19 protein-coding genes are annotated in these 18761 nt (G+C 69.7%); 11 read left to right on the forward strand and 8 right to left on the reverse strand.

Annotated elements, in window-relative coordinates:
- Nucleotides 1-10 precede the first annotated feature (10 nt).
- Nucleotides 11-730: a DNA repair protein RecO gene (gene recO, locus C1926_RS01590; protein ID WP_079222746.1), complete on the forward strand. Its 720-nt coding sequence runs from the start codon at nucleotides 11-13 to the stop codon at nucleotides 728-730.
- 561 nt (nucleotides 731-1291) lie between these two features.
- Here recO and C1926_RS01605 read toward each other — a convergent pair.
- On the reverse strand, nucleotides 1292-2014 hold the full coding sequence (locus tag C1926_RS01605) for a response regulator (RefSeq protein WP_079225332.1): 723 nt from the start codon (nucleotides 2012-2014) through the stop codon (nucleotides 1292-1294).
- A 128-nt stretch (nucleotides 2015-2142) separates the two neighbouring features.
- Between C1926_RS01605 and rlmD the strand changes: the two genes are divergently transcribed.
- On the forward strand, nucleotides 2143-3477 hold the full coding sequence (gene rlmD, locus C1926_RS01610; protein ID WP_108758056.1) for a 23S rRNA (uracil(1939)-C(5))-methyltransferase RlmD: 1335 nt from the start codon (nucleotides 2143-2145) through the stop codon (nucleotides 3475-3477).
- A 1-nt stretch (nucleotide 3478) separates the two neighbouring features.
- Here rlmD and C1926_RS01615 read toward each other — a convergent pair whose 3' ends face one another.
- On the reverse strand, nucleotides 3479-4072 hold the full coding sequence (locus C1926_RS01615; RefSeq protein WP_108758057.1) for a hypothetical protein: 594 nt from the start codon (nucleotides 4070-4072) through the stop codon (nucleotides 3479-3481).
- Nucleotides 4073-4164: 92 nt separating this feature from the next.
- On the opposite strand from C1926_RS01615, the gene C1926_RS01620 reads away from it, so the two are divergent.
- The 8 genes from C1926_RS01620 (at nucleotide 4165) to C1926_RS01655 (ending at nucleotide 10050) form a co-directional block, all read left to right on the forward strand.
- Nucleotides 4165-4650: a CYTH domain-containing protein gene (locus C1926_RS01620; RefSeq protein ID WP_108758058.1), complete on the forward strand. Its 486-nt coding sequence runs from the start codon at nucleotides 4165-4167 to the stop codon at nucleotides 4648-4650.
- 40 nt (nucleotides 4651-4690) lie between these two features.
- The gene (locus C1926_RS01625; protein ID WP_108758059.1) at nucleotides 4691-5383 is read left to right on the forward strand and encodes a DsbA family oxidoreductase; all 693 of its coding nucleotides are present in this window, start codon (nucleotides 4691-4693) and stop codon (nucleotides 5381-5383) included.
- A gap of 175 nt (nucleotides 5384-5558) precedes the next feature.
- Nucleotides 5559-6566: a beta-N-acetylhexosaminidase gene (gene nagZ / locus C1926_RS01630; RefSeq protein WP_079222741.1), complete on the forward strand. Its 1008-nt coding sequence runs from the start codon at nucleotides 5559-5561 to the stop codon at nucleotides 6564-6566.
- A complete protein-coding gene (locus tag C1926_RS01635) occupies nucleotides 6566-7120 on the forward strand; it encodes a hypoxanthine-guanine phosphoribosyltransferase (protein ID WP_079222740.1) in 555 nt (184 codons plus the stop codon). The genes nagZ and C1926_RS01635 overlap by 1 nt, the downstream gene beginning before the upstream one ends.
- A 91-nt stretch (nucleotides 7121-7211) precedes the next feature.
- Complete coding sequence (locus tag C1926_RS01640; RefSeq protein ID WP_079222739.1) at nucleotides 7212-7958, forward strand: S-methyl-5'-thioinosine phosphorylase; 747 nt, start codon at nucleotides 7212-7214, stop codon at nucleotides 7956-7958.
- A gap of 87 nt (nucleotides 7959-8045) precedes the next feature.
- Complete coding sequence (locus C1926_RS01645; RefSeq protein ID WP_005410590.1) at nucleotides 8046-8252, forward strand: cold-shock protein; 207 nt, start codon at nucleotides 8046-8048, stop codon at nucleotides 8250-8252.
- 82 nt (nucleotides 8253-8334) lie between these two features.
- Nucleotides 8335-9603 (forward strand): NAD(P)/FAD-dependent oxidoreductase, encoded by a 1269-nt coding sequence (locus tag C1926_RS01650; protein WP_108758060.1) that lies wholly within the window; start codon nucleotides 8335-8337, stop codon nucleotides 9601-9603.
- Between the two features lie 177 nt (nucleotides 9604-9780).
- The gene (locus C1926_RS01655; protein ID WP_108758061.1) at nucleotides 9781-10050 is read left to right on the forward strand and encodes a hypothetical protein; all 270 of its coding nucleotides are present in this window, start codon (nucleotides 9781-9783) and stop codon (nucleotides 10048-10050) included.
- A 27-nt stretch (nucleotides 10051-10077) separates the two neighbouring features.
- Here the strand turns inward: C1926_RS01655 and pdeM are convergent, their stop codons facing one another.
- From pdeM to C1926_RS01675, 4 genes are read right to left on the reverse strand one after another with little or no spacing between them, the layout of a single operon-like run.
- On the reverse strand, nucleotides 10078-10719 hold the full coding sequence (gene pdeM / locus C1926_RS01660; protein WP_108758062.1) for a ligase-associated DNA damage response endonuclease PdeM: 642 nt from the start codon (nucleotides 10717-10719) through the stop codon (nucleotides 10078-10080).
- Entirely contained in the window at nucleotides 10709-13168 is a 2460-nt protein-coding gene (locus C1926_RS01665) for a ligase-associated DNA damage response DEXH box helicase (protein ID WP_108758063.1), read from the reverse strand. Before C1926_RS01665 ends, pdeM begins: the two co-directional genes overlap by 11 nt.
- Entirely contained in the window at nucleotides 13165-14772 is a 1608-nt protein-coding gene (locus C1926_RS01670) for an ATP-dependent DNA ligase (RefSeq protein ID WP_108758064.1), read from the reverse strand. The genes C1926_RS01665 and C1926_RS01670 overlap by 4 nt, the downstream gene beginning before the upstream one ends.
- Nucleotides 14769-15767, reverse strand: a complete 999-nt coding sequence (locus C1926_RS01675; RefSeq protein ID WP_079222733.1) for a ligase-associated DNA damage response exonuclease — start codon at nucleotides 15765-15767, stop codon at nucleotides 14769-14771. Before C1926_RS01675 ends, C1926_RS01670 begins: the two co-directional genes overlap by 4 nt.
- A 113-nt stretch (nucleotides 15768-15880) precedes the next feature.
- On the opposite strand from C1926_RS01675, the gene C1926_RS01680 reads away from it, so the two are divergent.
- On the forward strand, nucleotides 15881-17521 hold the full coding sequence (locus tag C1926_RS01680) for an acyl-CoA dehydrogenase family protein (RefSeq protein ID WP_108758065.1): 1641 nt from the start codon (nucleotides 15881-15883) through the stop codon (nucleotides 17519-17521).
- Between the two features lie 316 nt (nucleotides 17522-17837).
- On the opposite strand, the gene C1926_RS01685 is transcribed toward C1926_RS01680, so the two are convergent.
- Both C1926_RS01685 and C1926_RS01690 read right to left on the reverse strand, forming a co-directional pair.
- Complete coding sequence (locus C1926_RS01685) at nucleotides 17838-18248, reverse strand: hypothetical protein (RefSeq protein ID WP_079222731.1); 411 nt, start codon at nucleotides 18246-18248, stop codon at nucleotides 17838-17840.
- A 150-nt stretch (nucleotides 18249-18398) separates the two neighbouring features.
- Nucleotides 18399-18740, reverse strand: a complete 342-nt coding sequence (locus C1926_RS01690) for a hypothetical protein (RefSeq protein WP_079222730.1) — start codon at nucleotides 18738-18740, stop codon at nucleotides 18399-18401.
- Nucleotides 18741-18761 lie beyond the last annotated feature (21 nt).

The following is an 18761-nucleotide window of genomic DNA, read 5'->3' on the forward strand; positions in this document are numbered from 1 at the left end:
GGTCGCTTCGATGCTGATCGAGGACGACACCGGGTTCGTGCTGCATGCACGGGCCTACCGTGAGACCAGCCTGCTGGTGGAGGTACTGAGCGCGCAGCACGGCCGCATCGGCGTGCTGGCGCGCGGAGTGTCCACGGCCAAGGGCCAGGTGCTGCGTGCGGCCCTGCAACCGCTGCAGTGGATACGTTTCAGCGCCCTGCAGCGTGGTGAACTGGCCCAGCTGCGCGGCGCCGAGGCGCTGGATGCGGCCCCGCGCCTGGTTGGCCAGGCAATGCTGGCCGGTTTCTACCTGAGTGAACTGACCCTGCGCCTGGCTCCCCGCCAGGACCCGCTGCCAGAGCTGTACCTGGCCTATGGCGAGGCGCGTGCGCGCCTGGCGGTGGGGGCGGGGCTGGCGTGGACGCTGCGCCGTTTCGAGCGTGAGCTGCTGGCGGCGCTGGGGCTGGGGTTCGAACTGGACACGGCCAGTGACGGCCAGCCGGTGGACCCGGCGGCACGTTACGAACTTGACCCGCAGGAGGGGCCGCAACGGTTGCTGAGCGAGCGTGGCGGTGAACGCCAGGCGGCGGCGACGGGCTCGGCGCTGCTGGCGCTGGCGGCGGACGACGAGCCGGATGCGGCAGACCTGGCCAGCCTGCGGCTGCCGATGCGGCGGGTGCTGTCCCATCACCTGGGGGCCAAGGGCCTCAAATCCTGGGAACTCCTGGAGCAGCTCACTCCCCGGAGGTAAGGGGGAGGGGTGTTCGGCAGGGCTTGCAGCCCTGCACCTGCTTCAATCAACGGCAACTTCAAAAGCTGGCTTCCTGTGGGTAGGCGGGGTGGGTCCGGTTGAGGGGGACGCCGTAAACCCATCCATGGGGGCTTGGTCGCGGCATCCATGCCGCTCACACCCCCTCAACCGGACCCACCCCGCCTTCGACAGTTTCCCGCGGTCTGTCGGAACGGCGTTCTGCTCTGGTGGGTGTCGATTCCCGCTGCTGTTGGTCGGCAAGGTAGATCCACGCCATGCGTGGATGCGTTTCGATTTCAATTCGAAATATTCGATTCCGATTGAGAGTCATCCACGCATGGCGTGGATCTACTGGCCACCGGCCAACTGTCGAAGGCGGGGCACTGTGGGTTTGCGGGGTGTGAGCCGCATGGATGCGGCGACCAAGCCCCCATGGATGGGTTCACGGCGTCCCCGCAAACCCACAGTGCCCCGCCATCCCACGGAATGCCCGCTGTCGCTCTGGCCTTGGCCGTTGCCGTTGCATTGAGCAGGTGCAGGGCGCAGCCCTGCCGGACACCCTCAGTGCAGGAGAGCTGCCACCGCTGCCCGGAACCCGGCCTGCGCCGGCCCCGACTCCGGCGCGTGATGCAGCTGCCGCACCGCCCGCGCCAACCGCGCCGCACCCACAAACCCACAGCTGGCCTGCAGGCGATGCAACTGGTTGCGCAGGCTTGACGCGTCGTGCTGGTCCACCGCCTGTTCCACCGCATCGCGCACCCCCGGCAGTTCCGCCAGGAACAGCTCGCGCAGGGCGATCAGGTGATTGCGCTGGCCATTCAGCGCCGCCAGGGCGGCCGTCTCGTCCCAGTCCTCGACCACCAGCTCGATCGCTGCCGGCGGCGGGGTCGCGCCCGCGGGGCTGTTGACCAGTGCGCGACGCACCGCCTTCAGCAGCTGGTCGCGGCCCAGCGGCTTGACCAGGGTGTCGCTGAAGCCGGCCTCGCGCAGGCGCGCGTGGATGCTCACATCGCCGTCGGCGGTGTGGGCCAGGGCAGGCGTGTCCGGATGCGAGCGGCGCAGTTCATGCAGCAGCTGCGCACCATTGCCGTCGGGCAGGTTGACGTCGATCAGCCACAGGTCATGGGCACCGGGTTCGGCGCGCGCCAATGCACTTGCAAGTGAGTCAGCGGTGTCCACATCCGCTGGTAACGTTTCCAACGCCGCCTTGAAAAAACCGCGGCTGATGATGTCATCCTCGACAAGCAGGAAGCGTGGCCGACTGGCCCGCGGGGTCATCTGCATCAGGGCTGCCTCCATGTCAGCTGCGTCCATCATCAATCACGGGAGCGGCGGGCGCAAGCGGCCATCGGGCCCCCGCGTCCCGGATCTGCGACAATACGCACCCATTTTTGCCCGCAGCCTGTTGCCACGTGGCCCGATCCCGCTCCCGCATCGACCGTACTCCGTTCCAGACCGAGATCCTCGACCTCAGCCATGATGGTCGTGGCGTCGCCCGCCGTGAAGGCGAGGGCGGCAAGGTCACCTTCGTCAGTGGCGCCCTGCCGGGCGAAGTGGTGATGGCTGAACAGACCGCCCGCAGCCGTCATTTCGACGAGGCGCGCACCGTCGAGGTGCTGCAGCCCTCGCCGCAGCGGGTAACCCCCAAGTGCCCGCACTTCGGCACCTGCGCCGGCTGCGTGCTGCAGCATCTGGACGAAGACCAGCAGATCGTCGCAAAGCAGCGCGTGCTGATGGACAACCTCGAGCGCATCGGCCACGTGAAGCCGGGCGCCGTGCTGCCGCCGCTGGTCGGCGAAAGCTGGGGCTACCGCCGCAAGGGCCGGTTCTCGGTGCGCCGCGTGGAAAAGAAGGACAAGACCCTGGTCGGCTTCCGCGAGCAGGATCCGCGCTTCGTGGCCGATCTCAGCCAGTGCCTGACCGTGATCCCGGAAATCGGCACCAAGGTCGAGGCGCTGTCGACCTTCATCGAGTCGCTGGACGGCAAACGCGACATCCCGCAGATCGAGTTCATCGCTGGCGACCAGGCCGTGGTCCTGACCGTGCGTCACCTGCAGCCGCTCAGCGAGGCCGACCGTGAGGCCTGGGCCGCCTTCGGCCAGCAGCATGGTTTCGTGATCTACCTGCAGTCCGGCGGCGTGGACACCGTGCAGCCGCTGGACGGGCAGGGCGTGCCGCTGTCGTTCCGGCTGGCGCCGTGGAATGTCGAGCTGGCGTTCCGCCCGCTGGACTTCATCCAGGTCAACGCCAAGCTCAACGAGAAGATGATCGCCCACGCCCTGGACCTGCTGGAGCCGGGCGAGGACGAGCGCGTACTGGACCTGTTCTGCGGCCTGGGCAACTTCACCCTGCCGCTGGCCCGCCGCGTGCGCGAAGTGGTGGGCGTGGAAGGCGATGCCGGCCTGGTCGCGCGTGCCCGTGAAAACGCGGAGCGCAACGGCCTGGCCAACGCCCAGTTCTTCAGCGCCGACCTGACCCAGGATCAGCGCAGCACCGCGTGGATGCGCCAGGGCTTCGACAAGCTGCTGCTGGACCCGCCGCGTTCGGGTGCGATTGAAGTGCTGCAGCAGCTGCCGTTGAAGCAGTTCAAGCGCATCGTCTACGTCAGCTGCCACCCGGGTTCGCTGGCCCGCGATGCCGGCTACCTGGTCAACGAACAGGGCTTCACCCTGGTCAGCGCTGGTGCCATGGACATGTTCCCGCACACCGCGCACGTGGAAAGCATTGCGGTGTTCGAGAAGCGCTGAGTCACCCGGCCGGCAGCGGGTCCAGGCGCCACTGGTCGCCGATCCGCTGCAGGCCCAGCGTCATCTGCCCATCATGGCCACTGTCGAAGGCCAGCAGCAGGTCGCACTGCAGCTGGCCGCTGGCCTGGGCCAGGTCGCAGCCGTCCACGCCGGCCAGGCGCATGCCATCGAAATCGGCGCGCAGCGCTTCGCGTTCCGAGGCATCGGCCCCGGTCGCGATCGCTTCCTCGATGCGGGCCTGCAGCTGCGGGGCCAGTTCTGCCAGCGGCGGCTGCGGTGCCTGCAGGCGCGTTGACTGCAGCCGCCAGCCATCGCCCTGCGGCGACAGCCGCATCATCCGATGGCGCTGGTCCATGCCACGCTCGTAGCCCACGCTGCAGTCGACTGCGCCGTCCCCGGCCGGGACGCACCAGGGCAGCGCGTTCAAGCGCGGTGCGAACATCGCGGCGGCGATCTGGCTGCCCGTGCTCCGGCCCTGCAGTCCGGCTTCCATCTCCGAAGCCAATGCGGCCTGCACCTGTTGCAGGTCGGGCGCGGAGGCGGCCAGAACCAGCGCGGGTGGGCAGCACAACAGCAGCAGCAACAGACGGCGCATCGACCGGCATCCATGCAGGAGGGAGTGCCATTGTAGGTGGCCGCACCGCGGCCGGTACCGGCCTGGTCACAGGCATCGCGCATAATGGCCGCATGGGCATTGAAATCGAACGCAAATTCCTCGTCACCCACGACGGTTGGCGTGCCGCCGCGCACCGGGTGATCCCGATGGCGCAGGGTTACATCAACGACATGGGCTCGCTTGACCGCGGCACCCAGAACGCCTCGGTGCGGGTGCGCATCGAAGGCGACCACGCCGCGCTGAACCTGAAGTCGCGCACGGTCGGCCACACCCGCCAGGAGTTCGATTATCCGATTCCGGTGGAGGATGCGCGGGCGCTGCTGGCGCTGTGCGTGGGCGGGCTGGTCGACAAGCGCCGGCACCTGGTCGAGCACGCCGGCCTGACCTGGGAAGTGGACGAGTTCCTCGGCGACAACGCCGGGCTGGTGGTGGCCGAAGTCGAGCTGGACAGCGCCGACCAGGCCATCGACCTGCCGGACTGGGCCGGTGCCGAAGTGACCGACGACACCCGCTACTACAACGTCGCCTTGGCCAGTCACCCCTATTCACAGTGGTGAACCCCCTTTTTTCGTCCGCAGCGGTCCCCATGTCACCTGCATGAAGATCGATATCTACTCCGACGTGGTCTGCCCCTGGTGCTGGATCGGCAAGCATCGATTCGAGCAGGGTGTGCAGTTGCTGGGCGCCGATGCGCCTGAACTCGACATCCAGTGGCAGCCGTTCCAGCTGGATCCGGATGCCGGGGACACCCCGGTGCCGCTGCGCCAGGCCTACGCCGCCAAGTTCGGCGGTGCCGAGCGCACCGAGCAGATCCTGGGCCAGACCCAGACCACCGCGCGCGCCGAAGGCCTGCCAATGGACTTCAGCCAGGGCCAGGTGCGGGTGACCACGCTGCCGGCGCACCGGGTGCTGTGGCTGGCCGGCGAACAGGGCGTGCAGGACGCGGTGGGCGAGGCCCTGTTCCGCGCACACTTCGAACATGGCCAGAACCTGGCCGACACCGCCGTGCTGGTGAAGGCCGGCGTAGCCGGCGGCCTCGACGGCGCCGAAATCGCCGAGATGCTGGCCTCCGACCGTGGCCTGGCCGAGGTCGAGGCCAAGCTGGCCCAGGCGCACGCACTGGGCATTTCCTCGGTGCCGACCTTCGTCATCGACGGCCGCTGGGCCATTTCCGGTGCGCAGCCGCCCGAAGCGTTCGCCAACGCGCTGCGCCAGATCGCCGCCGAGCAGGGTGCGCCCGCTGCCGCGGCCGGTGACGAAGCCTGCGGCCCGGACGGCTGCGCCGTCTGAGCGGACTGGGGTCGGAGCCCCTGCGGGGATCCGACCCCGGGGTCACGACCCCGGGGTCAGATCCCCAAAGGGGCTCTGACCCCATGCTGCGTTTCCGTCTGAACACTGCGCCTGTCGGCTGGTTCTGCGACAATGCGGCACTGCGCCATGCGGGCGCCCGTAGTGGAGATCGACCATGCTGCTGATCGGCGTTGCCGGCACTGAACTGACCGCCCAGGAACGCGAGTGGCTGCAGCACGATGCGGTGGCCGGGGTGGTGCTGTTCAAGCGCAACTTCGCCTCGCGCCAGCAGGTGACCGATCTGAGCGCGGCCATCCGCGCGGCCGCCCCGCGCCCGCAGCTGATCTGCGTGGACCAGGAAGGCGGCCGCGTACAGCGCTTCCGCGAGGGTTACAGCGACCTGCCGCCGCTGCAGGACATCGGCGCGCAGTACGCCAGCGATCCGCAGCAGGCGCTGGCCCTGGCCGAACAGCACGGCTGGCTGATGGCCAGCGAAGTGCGCGCCAGCGGCCTGGACCTCAGTTTCGCCCCGGTGGTCGACCTCGGCCGTGGCAACCGTGCCATCGGCAACCGCGCCTTCAGCGAAGACCCGCAGGTGGTGGCCGCGTTCACCGCGGCCTACGTGCGTGGCATGCACGCGGCCGGCATGGGCGCCACCCTCAAGCATTTCCCCGGCCACGGCACCGTGCTGGAAGACACCCACGTCGATACCGCCATCGACCCGCGCGGGCTGGATGAGCTGCGCGCGCAGGACCTGGTCCCGTTCAGTGCCGGCATTGCCGCCGGTGCCGACGCGGTGATGATGGCGCACGTGATCTACCCGCAGGTCGCAGCAGAACCGGCCGGCTATTCGCCGCGCTGGATCCAGGACATCCTGCGCGGCGAGCTCGGCTTCCGTGGCGTGGTGTTCTCCGACGACATCGGCATGGCCGCTTCGCACAGCGCCGGTGGCGTGCCGGCGCGCGTGCACGCGCACCTGGATGCTGGCTGCGATGTGGTGCTGGTCTGCCACCCCGAGCTGGTCGACGAAGCCCTGCAGGCCGTGCAGGGGCGTTCACTCAATACCGCCGCGCTGCTGGGCCTGCTGGGCCGCGGCGCGCTTGGCTGGGATGGCCTGCTGGCCGATGCCCGCCATGGCGACACCCAATCCCGTTTGCTCCACACCCTTGGAAGAACCGTCTGATGCCGAACCTCACCATTTCCCAGGCCCTGGCCCAGGCCGACCTGCTGGTCGACCGTCCCACCATCGACAAGGCCATCGCCAGCATCGCCGACGCGATCGCACGCGACTACGAGGGCGAGGTCCCGCTGTTCCTGTCCATCATGCACGGTGCGCTGCCGTTCGCCGGCCAGCTGGCGCTGGAACTGGGCGCGCGCGGCCAGGACGTGCAGTTTGATTACCTGCATGCCACCCGCTACCGCGGTGAAACCACCGGCGGCGACCTGGTCTGGAAGCACAAGCCGGCCACCGCGCTGTTCGGCCGCCGCGTGCTGCTGGTCGATGACATCCTCGACGAGGGCTACACCCTGCAGGGCGTGCGCACCTGGTGCCTGGAACAGGGCGCCACCGACGTGCGCATCGCCGCGATGACGGTGAAGAAGCACGACCGTGGCCTGCCGGACGTCACCGCTGACTACGCGGGCATCGAACTGCCGGACCGTTATGTCTTCGGCTTCGGCATGGACGTCAACGAAACCCTGCGCTGCGTGCCGGCCATCTACGCGATGAAGGAATAAGGGCTGGCCGTTCGCGGCCTGTCCTTGTCCTGTCCTGTCCCGCGCCGGCATCTTCGGGTGCCGGCGTTTGTCTTTTCCTGGAGTGCATTGCATGCAACAGATCGCCCTGGCCGTGATTGGCGGCACCGGTGTGTACAACCTGGCCAAGCTCGACGACGTGCAGACGCACGAGGTCGAAACCCGTTTCGGCCGTCCGTCCGGCCCGGTGCGCGTGGGCACGCTGCTGGGCAACCGCGTGGCCTTCCTGGCGCGCCATGGCGAGGGCCATTCGCTGCCGCCGCACAAGATCAACTACCGCGCCAACCTGGCCGCGCTGCAGCAGATCGGTGCGCAGCGGGTGCTGGCGCTGAACACGGTCGGCGGCATCGGTGACGATTTCGGCCCGCGCGTGCTGGCCTGCCCGGACCAGATCATCGACTACACCTGGGGCCGGATCAGCACCATCTGCGAGGAAGAGGGCACCGACGTGGTGCATGTGGACTTCGGCCACCCCTACACGCCGATGCTGCGCAGCAAGATCCTGGCGGCGGCGAAGGTGACCGGCGTGAAGGTGCACGACGGCGGCTGCTATGGCGCCACCCAGGGCCCGCGGCTGGAAACCATCGCCGAAATCGCCCGCATGCGCCGCGACGGCTGCGACCTGGTGGGCATGACCGGCATGCCGGAAGCCGCGCTGGCACGGGAGCTGGGGCTGGATTACGCCTGCCTGGCGATCGTGGCGAACTGGGCCGCAGGCTGTGGCGACGGCGAGGAGATCACCATGGCCGAAGTGCTGGCCAACGTGCAGGCCGCCAGCAACGGACTTCCGGAACTGGTCGGCGAATTGGCGCGGGGGTGATTGTCATCCTCGGGCAAGCTTTGCATACTCAGCCGGTACGCGGGTTCAGCGTACACCACCCATTCATTGCAAAGGTCTCGCATTAACATGCCGAACGGTACCGTCAAGTGGTTCAACGACGCCAAGGGATTTGGCTTCATCTCGCCGGAGGATGGCAGCGCCGACGTGTTCGCGCACTTCTCCGCCATCAACTCCAAGGGCTTCCGCAGCCTGCAGGAAGGCCAGCGTGTCACCTATGACGTGACCCAGGGCCCGAAGGGTGCCCAGGCTTCGAACATCACGCCGGCCGAGTGATCCACTCGACAGTGCGTTGAAAACCCCGCTACGGCGGGGTTTTTTTTTGCGCACGGCATCGGCTGGCGGGCACAATGCGGGCATGACGGAACGACTGCGCATCGCCGTGATCGGCTACGGCACCGCCGGCCAGGCATTGGCCATCCTGCTCACCCGCGATGGCCACGAGGTGGAGATCTTCGAACGGGTGCCGACGCCCGGCCCGGTGGGGGCCGGCTTCCTGCTGCAACCCAGCGGCCTGCAGGTGCTGTGGCAGATGGGCCTGCTGGACGAGGTGCGCGCGCATGCGGCACCGGTGCACCGGCTGTATGGCGATACGCCGTGCGAGCGCGCGGTGATGGACATGGGCTATGCCGGGCTGGATGCGCGCCTGCATGGCCTGGGCATGCAGCGCGGGGCGCTGTTCTCGCTGCTGGACCAGGCCCGCGCCGGCGAAGGCCAGCTGCATGTCGGCACCACCATTGTTTCGGTGGATGCCGTGCAGGGGCGGCTGCGTGACAGCGAGGGGCGCCAGCACGGGCCGTTCGATCTGGTGGTGGCCGCCGATGGTGCTGCGTCCACGCTGCGCGGCGGCGTCGAGGAAGGCATCGGCCTGGACCGGGTCTACCCGTGGGGCGCGCTGTGGTGCCTGCTGCCCGCGGAAGATTGGCCGCATGCGAACGAGCTTCGCCAGCGCTACGTGGCCGCGCGCAAGATGATCGGCCTGCTGCCGGTTGGCACCCGCCCGGGTGACGGCACGCCGCGCCTGAGTTTCTTCTGGAGCCTGCCGCGAGCTGACTTCGAGCGCTGGCAGGCCGATGGCATGGCCCCTTGGCTGGAGGAACTGCATGCGCTGTGGCCGCAGGCCAGTGCGCGCTTCGCCCACCTGCAGGAGCCGGGCCAGCTGGCGCGGGCGGTCTACCGCGATGCGGTGATGAAGCGCTGGCACCAGGACCGGCTGGTGCTGGCCGGCGATGCCGCGCATGCCATGAGCCCGCAGCTGGGGCAGGGCGTGAACATGGCGCTGCTGGATGCGCTGGCCCTGCGCGATGCGCTGCGCACGCACGGTAGCGGCGCGTCCGCGCTGCAGGCCTACCAGGCGCAGCGCCGCGCGCACGTGGCGGTCTACCAGCGCTGGAGCCGCTGGCTGACGCCGTTGTTCCAGTCCGAGCGCGATGCATGGGCCAGGGCGCGCGACGTGCTGCTCGGGCCGATGGGTCGCATGCCCGGTGGACGCGGCCACATGCTGCGCGTGCTCAGCGGCACCCAGCACGGCTGGTTTGGTGCGATGGCGCTGGATCCGGCCTTCATCGAGGCGCTTTCACAGGCGCCGGCGAGCCCGCCGGTGGGCGCGATTCCGCTGCGTGCGTGAACCGCGCCGTCACGGCATTTAACGAACACCTCACCCCGGATATGCGAGAAGAGGGGAGCACGCCATTGGCGCGTCGCCCGTTTTCCTTTCCGTGATCGAACATCGCGCGTGGCCGGGCGGCACCGCCGTCGCGGCCTGTTGCGGCCCGGATGCGCCGCAGTATTCGAGGAGGATGCCATGTTGTTCGCGGTCGATGAGCTGGAATCGGAAATCTGCAAGCTGAGGGGCCTGCTGCAGATGCTGCACGAGGACCAGCCCGACGTCCTGGAAGATGTGTTCGAGTTCCATGTGGGCAGCCTGATCAGCCATTCGGCACCGGCGCACCACGCGCGCATCCGTACCTGCGCGCGGGAAATGCTGCTCGCCATCCAGGCCTTGCCACGCCGCAGCAGCGAGCGCAGCGCCGATTTCCGGGTGATGCCGGAACTGCTCGCGCGACCGGCCTGACCGGAGCGCCGTTGCACCCGCCCGTCATCAACGCACGGGCAGCGGGACCAGTTGGTCTTCCACGCAGGCGATCCACTGTTCGCCGCGTTGCCGCGCTGGCACCACGCCGGCGGTGAATGCCGAGAACGCCGGCAGCACCGTCTGTGCCTGCCGCAGCCAGAAGGCAGGAAAGCGCCGCCGCAGCGCGGGCAGGGCCACCTGTGGATGCACGTGGCCGGCAATCACGTGGGCCTGCGCATCCTGCCGCGGCTCGTGACAGAGCAGGAACGGTCCCAGCCGCAGGTCATCGTGGATCTGCACCTGCAGCGCCGCGTGTGGCAGTTGGCGGTCATGGTTGCCGCGCACCACGTGTACCTCCAGCGTGGCGTGCTGCTCGCGCCAGCCCAGCCATTGCCGGTGCCATGCCGCGCGGTGCGCCGGCCCGTGCAGGATGTCGCCGAGGATCCACAGTTCGCGGCACGCCTGCTGCTGTACCAGGGCCTGCAGGCGCTGCAGGTCGTCTTCGGTGCCGCCGCTGGGCAGGGCAATGCCGGCGCGCCGGAACACGTCGGCCTTGCCCAGGTGCAGGTCGGCGATCAGCAACGCCTGCCGTGCCGGCCACCACAACGCGCGCGGGCCGAGCAGGCACATCGGCTCACCGCCCAGCTGCACCGGCAGTTCAGTGGCCATGGCGGCGCTCCAGCTGCTGTGCCGCGCGCTGCACGCGCGTGCGCCAGTCCTCGTTGCTGAACTGCCCGCGCAGGCGCTCGGCCCACAGCGGAAAGCCCAGCGGTGTCAGCGTGGGCGGCCGCTGCAGTGACACTGCCTGCGTGGCAATGCGCTGCAACGCCTGCTGCAGGCCGGGCAGGTCGAGTGCATCGGTGAGGACTTCCTGTTCGGCCTGGGCCAGCAGCAGGTGGCCGGGGTCATGTTCGCGCAGCACGTCGTAGAGCAGGCCCGCCGAGGCCTGCAGCTGGCGCAGCGAACGCGGCACGCCGCCGGGCAGGCTCGGCACCAGCAGGCCGGCCACGCGGGCGATGCCGCGGAACTGCCGTCGTGCCAGCTCGCCCAGGTTCACTGCTGCGCGCAGATCGTCGAGCAGGTCGGCCGGATCGAACAGCGCCTGCCATGCCGCTGCATCGAGGTCGATGGTTTCCGCCGGTGCCAGCACCAGGCCATGGTCGTTGACGGCATAGCCGATGCTGTTGCGTTGCCGGCGCGTGCAGCGCAGCGACAGCAACGCCGCCAGCGCCTCGTGCACGTGGCGGCCGGCGAAGGGGTAGACGAACAGGAACTGGCCTTCGCGACGGCGCACATCTTCCAGCAGCAGCCGCCACGGCGCCGGTCGTTCCGACAGGTCATCCTGCAGGCCAAGCAGCGGCGCCAGCCAGCGCGCCTCGGCACTGTTGTCGGCACCGGACAACACTGCCTCCAGCTCGCGGCCCAGCGCCATCGACAGTGGCAGCTGGCCGCCCTGCCAGCGCGGCACTACGCCACTGCCGCTGCCACGCGCCAGGCGCACGTACGCGGTCATGTCGCGCAGTTGAACCAGCTCCAGCAGGCGTCCGGCAAACTGGAAGCGGTCGCCGCGGCGCAAGCGGCTGGCGAACTGCTCTTCCACCGCGCCGAGCCCGCCGCCACGCAGGAACTGCACGCGCACGCTGCCATCGCTGCTGATGGTGCCGATCGACAGGCGGTGGCGCAGTGCCTGGCGGCGATCATGCATGCGGTACCGGCCATCGTCGTCGAGCACCACCTTGCGGTACTCGGGGTACTGCGCGAGGGCGCGCCCGCCCTGCACGATGAACTCGAGCACGGCCTGCCACTGCGCGTCCTGCAGCGTGGCGAAGGCATCCGTGCGGCGCACCTGCGCGAGCAGGGCATCGGCCTGGAAGCCGCCCGCCAGTGCGCGGCTGACCGCGTGTTGGGCCAGCACATCCAGCGACAGCCTGGGCGGCGTGCGCGGTTCGGTGATGCCCTCGCGCAGTGCCCGGCGCACGGCTGCGTATTCGGCCAGCTCCAGCGCGTGGGTGGGTACGCACAGCACGCTGCCGCTCGCGCCGGGCCGATGCCGTGCGCGTCCTGCGCGCTGGCGCAGGCGGGCCACGCCCTTGGGGCTGCCCAGCTGCAGCACCTGGTCCACTTCGGGGAAATCCACGCCCAGGTCCAGGCTGGACGTGGCCACCACGCAGCGCAGGGTGCCGGCACGCAGGCCGTCTTCCACCTGCTGGCGCAGGGTGGGATCGAGCGAGCCGTGGTGCAGGGCCAGTGTCTGCGCATCTTCCGGCCATACCGCGGCAAGCGCCTGGTGCCACAGCTCGGCCTGTGCGCGCGTGTTGGTGAACAGCAGGCTGCTGCGCGCGGTCATCAGCGCATCGAGCACGCGCGACAACTGGCCCAGGCCGAGGTGCCCGGCCCACGGGAAGCGTTCGCCGCTGGAAGGCAGCAGGCTGCTGATCGCCACCGGTCGCTGCCGTGCACCTTCCACCTGCACCGCGTCGGGCATCCCCGGCAGCAGCACATCGCGTGCCTGCTGCAGGTTGCCCAGCGTTGCCGACAGGCCCCACAGCTGCAGTGCCGGCGCGGTCTCGCGCAGCAGCGCCAGGTTCAACTGCAGCAGCACGCCGCGCTTGTTGCCCATCAGTTCGTGCCACTCGTCCACCACCACGCAGCGCAGCTGGCGCATGCGTTCCAGGGTGTCGGGGTAACTGAGCAGCAGGGCCAGCGATTCGGGCGTGGTGACCAGCACGTCGATGCGGCCTTCGCGGGCGAGGCGGCGGTCGCGGCTGCTGGCATCGCCACTGCGCAGGCCGACCTTCCAGCCCAGCCCGAGGCCCTCGATGGGCGCCTGCAGGGCGCGGGCGGTGTCGCTGGCCAGCGCCCGCAGCGGCGTCACCCACAGCACCTGCAGCGGGCGCACGGCGTTTGCCCGCGGCGGCGCAGGCGGCGGATCGATCATGGCCTGCAGCAGCGGGCCACCGAACATCGCCAGGGTCTTGCCGCTGCCGGTGGGGGTGTGCAGCAGGCCCGAGCTGCCCGCCAGGTAATGGCGCCACATCGCGCGCTGGAACGGCAGCGGCTTCCAGCCACGGTGTTCGAACCAGGCCTGCAGCCGCTGCAGCGCGTCACCACGCTTCATCGCGCCAGTGCCTGCAGGGTCGCCAGCTGGTCGGCTTCGCTGGCCGGCTTGTCGTGGCGCCAGCGCAGGATGCGCGGGAAGCGCACGGCAATGCCGGACTTGTGCCGCGTGCTGCGGTTGACCGCCTCGAAGCCAAGCTCGAATACCTGCTCACCGCGCACGCTGCGCACCGGCCCGAAGCGCTCGCGGGTATTGGCACGGATCCAGCGGTCCAGCGCCAGGATCTCCTTGTCGTCCAGCCCGGAGTAAGCCTTGGCCACTGGTACCAGGGTGTCGCCGTCCCAGACGCCGAAGGTGTAATCGGTATACAGCGTGCTGCGCCGCCCGTGGCCGGCCTGCGCGTACAGCAGCACGGCATCGATGGTCAGCGGCTCGACCTTCCACTTCCACCAGTCGCCGCGGCGGCGCCCGGCCTGGTAGATCGAATCCCGGCGCTTGAGCATCAGCCCTTCGACACCGCGTTCGCGCGATGCTTCGCGCAGCTGCGCGGCGTGCGTCCAGTCGTCGGCGTGCACGTCGGGCGACAGCTGGATGCGTGCATCGCCGAGCGCGCCAACCAGTTCGGCCAGCTGTGCGCGCCGCTGCTGTAGCGGCTGTTCGCGCAGATCCTGGCCATCGCGTTCCAGCAGGTCGTAGGCGAGCACGCGCACCGGCGTGTTGCGCAGCGTTGCCGCACCGGGCTTGCGGCGCTGGATGCGCGTCTGCAGCGCGGTGAATGCGCGCGGCGCATCGTCGGCCTCATCCCACGCCAGCAGCTCACCATCGATCACGCAGCCATCGGGGAGCGCCGCTGCAGCCTGTTCGATCTCGGGGAAGCGCCCATCCAGCCGCTCCTCGCCGCGCGACCACAGCGCCACTTCGCCCTGGCGGCGCAGCAGCTGCAGGCGGATGCCATCCCACTTCCATTCCAGCAGCCAGTCCTCGATCGCGCCCAGGCGTTCGCCCGGTTCGCCTTCCAGCGGTGACGCCAGGAAGAACGGATAGGGCTGCTGGCGGTCCAGCGGCAACTCATCCGGCGACAGCAGCTGCGCCAGCAGGCCGGGCGAGGGCACCCACTCACCGAGCATGCGCTGGGCGATGCGGGCGATGTCCAGCCCCGACCATTCGGCCAGGGCCTGCTGCACCAGCCGCTGCGATACGCCCACGCGCAGCGCGCCGGTCAGCAGCTTGTTGAACACCAGGCGCTCGCGGGCGGGCAGCTGCCGCCAGCCGGCCACCACGGCGGCGCGACGCACGTCCTCGGGCTGGTTGGCCACGGCCAACAGATGCTGTTCGATCCAGTCGGCCAGCGGACGGTCGGGGGCGCGCTGCGCGGGATCATCCAGCAGCAGGGTCAGCGTTTCGGCGAGGTCGCCCACCTGCGCGTAGCTGTCCTCGACCAGCCATGGCGGCAGCCCCGATTCCTCGCTCACCCACGCGCGCAGTTCGCCACTGGCAGCGATCTTCCTGCGTGCGCCACCGACCTTGCCGCCACTGAGCAGGTACAGCGCCCAGGCCGCATCGTGCGCGTTGGCGTGGGCGAAGTAGTCGACCAGCGCCGCACGCTTGTCCAGCGTGGCCGTGCTGCGGTCCAGCCGCTGGTAGAGCGCGGCGAAGGCCTTCATTCCTCGCTCCCGAAATCGGTACGGAAGGCCTCGGCGGCCACGCCGCGTTCGCGCAGGAAGGGAATCAGCGCATCGGTGTTGCCATGGGTGGCGATCACGCGGGTCGCGCCGGTCTGTTCGATGGTCTGCAGCAGGGCGGGCCAGTCGGCGTGGTCGGACACCACGAAACCGCGATCGACGTTGCGCCGCCGGCGGTTGCCGCGCAGCTGCATCCAGCCCGAGGCGAAACCGAGCTGGTGGCGGCCGAAGCGGCGCAGCCAGGGCGTGCCGGCGGCCGACGGCGGGGCGATGATCAGTTTGCCGGCGGCATCCGGCTGGCGGCCCTGCTCGGCCACCGTCAGTGTTTCCAGCATGGGGATGCCCGCCTCGCGGTACACCGCCACGCCATTGGCAACCGCACCGTGCAGCCAGGCGGGCGTGTCATCCAGCGCGAGCAGTTCGCCCAGCACCCGCTGCGCCTTGCCCAGCGAATAGCAGAGCAGCACGGCGGCTTCACCGCGTTGCCCGCATTCGCGGCGCCACGCCACGATCTCGGCGGCCACCTCGGTGGTATCGGGCCAGCGGTAGATCGGCAGGGCGAAGGTCGCTTCGGTGATGAACGTATCGCAGGGCACCACCTCGAACGGCGCACAGGTGGGGTCGGGCTGGCGCTTGTAGTCACCCGATGCGACCCAGACCTGGCGGCCATCGTCGATGCGCACCTGCGAAGAACCCAGCACGTGGCCGGCCGGATGCAGCGAGACCTGCACCTGGCCCAGCGTGAACGGCTGGCCTTCGGCGTGCACCTGCAGCGGCACGTCGCCCAGCCGCCAGCGCAGGATCGGCGCACTGCCCGGGCTGCAGTGGTACTCGCCCATGCCGGGCCGCGCGTGGTCGCCATGGCCGTGGGTGATGACCGCGCGCGGCACCGGCCGCCACGGGTCGATGTGGAAATCGCCCGCGGCGCAGTAAAGCCCTTCGGGGCGAAGCACCACCAGATCGTCGTTGACTGCCATGCCTGCACTGTCGCGCGATGCTCGTGCACGGGGCGAGAACCGGCCTGAACGCGGGGTTGCCGGGCGATGCTGCACAATCGGCGCGCAGCCCTCTCGCCGGCAGGATGGAACCGATGAACGGACCGAGCTTCAGCAGCAGCGCGCCCTTTGAAACCCATATGGTGCTCAACCAGCCGCCGCCGTTTGCGGGCCGCCATCTATGGACCGACGACGTGGCCCTGGCCGAGGCGGTGCAGCGCGAAGGCGGTGCCGCGTTCGTGCCACGTCTGGGTGTATACGGCGCGCTGGCGGGCAACCAGCTCTACCAGCTGGGCTTTGATGCCAACCGTGACCGGCCACGGCTGCGCACGCACGATGCGCAGGGCCATCGCATCGACACGGTGGAGTTCCACCCGGCGTACCACCAGCTGATGCACGCCGCCAAGCAGCATGGCGTGGCCGGACTGTCATGGCACGAGCCGCAGCCCGGCGCGCACGTCGCGCGGGCGGCGTTGAGCTACCTGCACCACCAGGCCGAAGCGGGCACCAGCTGCCCGCTGACCATGACCCACGCCGCGGTGGCGGTACTGCAGTCGCAGCCGCACCTGGCCGAATGGGCGCGCAAGGCGGCCTCACCGGTCTACGACGCGCGCGACGTCCCGGTGGCCGACAAGGCCGGCATCACCCTGGGCATGGGCATGACCGAGAAACAGGGCGGCTCGGACGTGCGCGCCAACAGCACGCGCGCCGAGCCCATCGACGGTGAGCGCTACCGCCTGGTCGGCCACAAGTGGTTCTTCTCGGCGCCGATGTCCGATGGCTTCCTGGTGCTGGCGCAGGCGCCGGGTGGGCTGACCTGCCTGCTGATGCCGCGGCGGTTGGCCGATGGTGATCGCAACGCCTTCCACCTGATGCGCCTGAAGGACAAGCTGGGTGACTGGTCCAATGCGTCCAGCGAGGTGGAGTTCTGTGGCGCGCAGGCCTGGCGCGTGGGCGAGGAGGGCAGGGGCGTGGCCACCATCATCGGCATGGTGATGATGACCCGGCTGGACTGCATGCTGGGCGCAGCCGCGGAAATGCGCATGGCGTTGGCGCAGGCCCTGCACCATGCACGCCACCGGCGCACCTTCGGCAAGCCGCTGGTGGAGCACGCGCTGATGGGCAACGTACTGGCCGACCTGGCGCTGGAATCGGAGGCGGCCACGGTGCTGGCGATGCGTATCGCACGCGCAGTCGATCGTGCTGGCAGCGATCCGCAGGAGGCCGCGCTGGCCCGGCTGGGCACGGCGCTCGGCAAATACTGGGTGTGCAAGCGCGCGGCTGCGTTCGTCAACGAGGCGCAGGAATGCCTGGGCGGTGCCGGCTATGTGGAAGAGTCGATGCTGCCACGGCTGTACCGGCAGGCGCCGCTGAATTCGATCTGGGAAGGCAGCGGCAACGTGCAGTGCCTGGACGTGCTGCGCGCGCTGGGGCGCGAGCCGGACGCGATGCGGGCGCTGCGCGCGGAGCTGGAAGCGGTGGCCGATCGCGACACAGGTTATGCGGCCGCGCTGCAGCGCTGGGCGTCGGCACCGGCGCCGGATGAATCGCAGGCGCGGCTGTTCTGCGAGCGCACGGTGCTGCTGCTGCAGGCGGCGCTGCTGCTGCGGGCGCGCAGCCCGATGGCCGGGGTGTTCGTGCGCAGCCGGCTGCAGGGCGAGCATGGGCTGGTGTTCGGGACGCTGCCGGGCGGGGTGGATGTGGGCGCGATGATGGCGCGGGCATTGCCGCAGTAGGTGGCCAACGGCGGAGCCCCTCGCGGTGGACGTGCGGCGGGGTTCGTGGGGGCGGGCGGGGCGTGTGGGTTCGCGGGACACGCCGTGAACCCATCCATGGGGGCTCGTAGGCGCCATCCATGGCGCCTGCGGTCCCGCGAACCCACACGCCCCGCCCGCTGACACATCGCGCGCGCGTCCACCACGGAATCGACTGAAAAGCAGAAAGCAGAAAAGCCGCGGCAGTGCCGCGGCTTTTCCTGTAGAGCCGAGCCCATGCTCGGCTGGCGGTAGCGCTCGGTAGCGCCGGGCCATGCCCGGCGAGCGCTGCGGCACGTCAGTGCTTGGCTTCTTCCTTGGCGGCGTTGGCCCGGGCGTCGGCGGCGACGTCGCTGGCCTTGTCGGCGACCTTCTGCGCGGCCGTGGCGGTGGCATCGCTGGCGTGGGCGGCGGCATCGGTGGCAGCGGCCTTGGCCTGGTCGGCAGCGTTGGCGGTGGCGTCGGCGGCATTGTCCAGCGCCTGTTGGGTGTCGGCGGCGGCGTGCTCGGACGCTTCGGCCGTCTTGTCGGCGGCGTCGCGGGTCGCGGCGGCGGCCTTGTCCACGGCTTCGCGTGCGGCGGCGCCGGCGCTGTCGGCAGCCTGTGCGGCGTCCTGCCTGGCCTGCTCGGCCTCGGGGCCCTTGCAGGCGGCCAGTGCCAGCAGCAGGGAGGCGGCCAGCAGGGTGGTGGTCAGCGGACGGGTCTTCATGGCGGGCTCCAGTGCTGCAATGGATGGGGACGCCAGCCTATTCATGCCTTCGTGAAGGCCCGGTGGTGGTGCGTGCAGCACTGCAGCAGGCAAAGAAAAAGCCGCTGGCGAACCAGCGGCTTTTCCAGAACAGCGTGAAGAAAGAAGTTATTACTTCTTGGCTTCTTCAGCAGCGTCCTTGGCCTGCTCGGCGGTGCCTTCGGCAGCCTTGGCAGCGTCGGCAGCAGCGCCGGCAGCAGCGTCGGTGGCAGCAGCGCCAGCCTGGGCAGCAGCGTCGGTCGAAGCGTCGGCAGCGGTGGCGGCGGTGTCAGCGGCCTGCTGGGCAGCGTCGGCGGTCTGGGCGCCAGCAGCGGCGGCCTGGTCGGCAGCAGCCTGGGCTTCGGTGGCGGCTTCGTTGGCCGAAGCAGCGGCGTCCTGGGCAGCTTCCTGCTTCGAGCAGGCGGCCAGGGCCAGGGCCAGGGACATAGCGACCAGCAGCTTGTTGATGCTCATTGTGTGAATCCTCGTCGTTGA

It is taken from the genome of Stenotrophomonas sp. ZAC14A_NAIMI4_1 (assembly GCF_003086915.1).
Taxonomy (GTDB): Bacteria; Pseudomonadota; Gammaproteobacteria; order Xanthomonadales; family Xanthomonadaceae; genus Stenotrophomonas.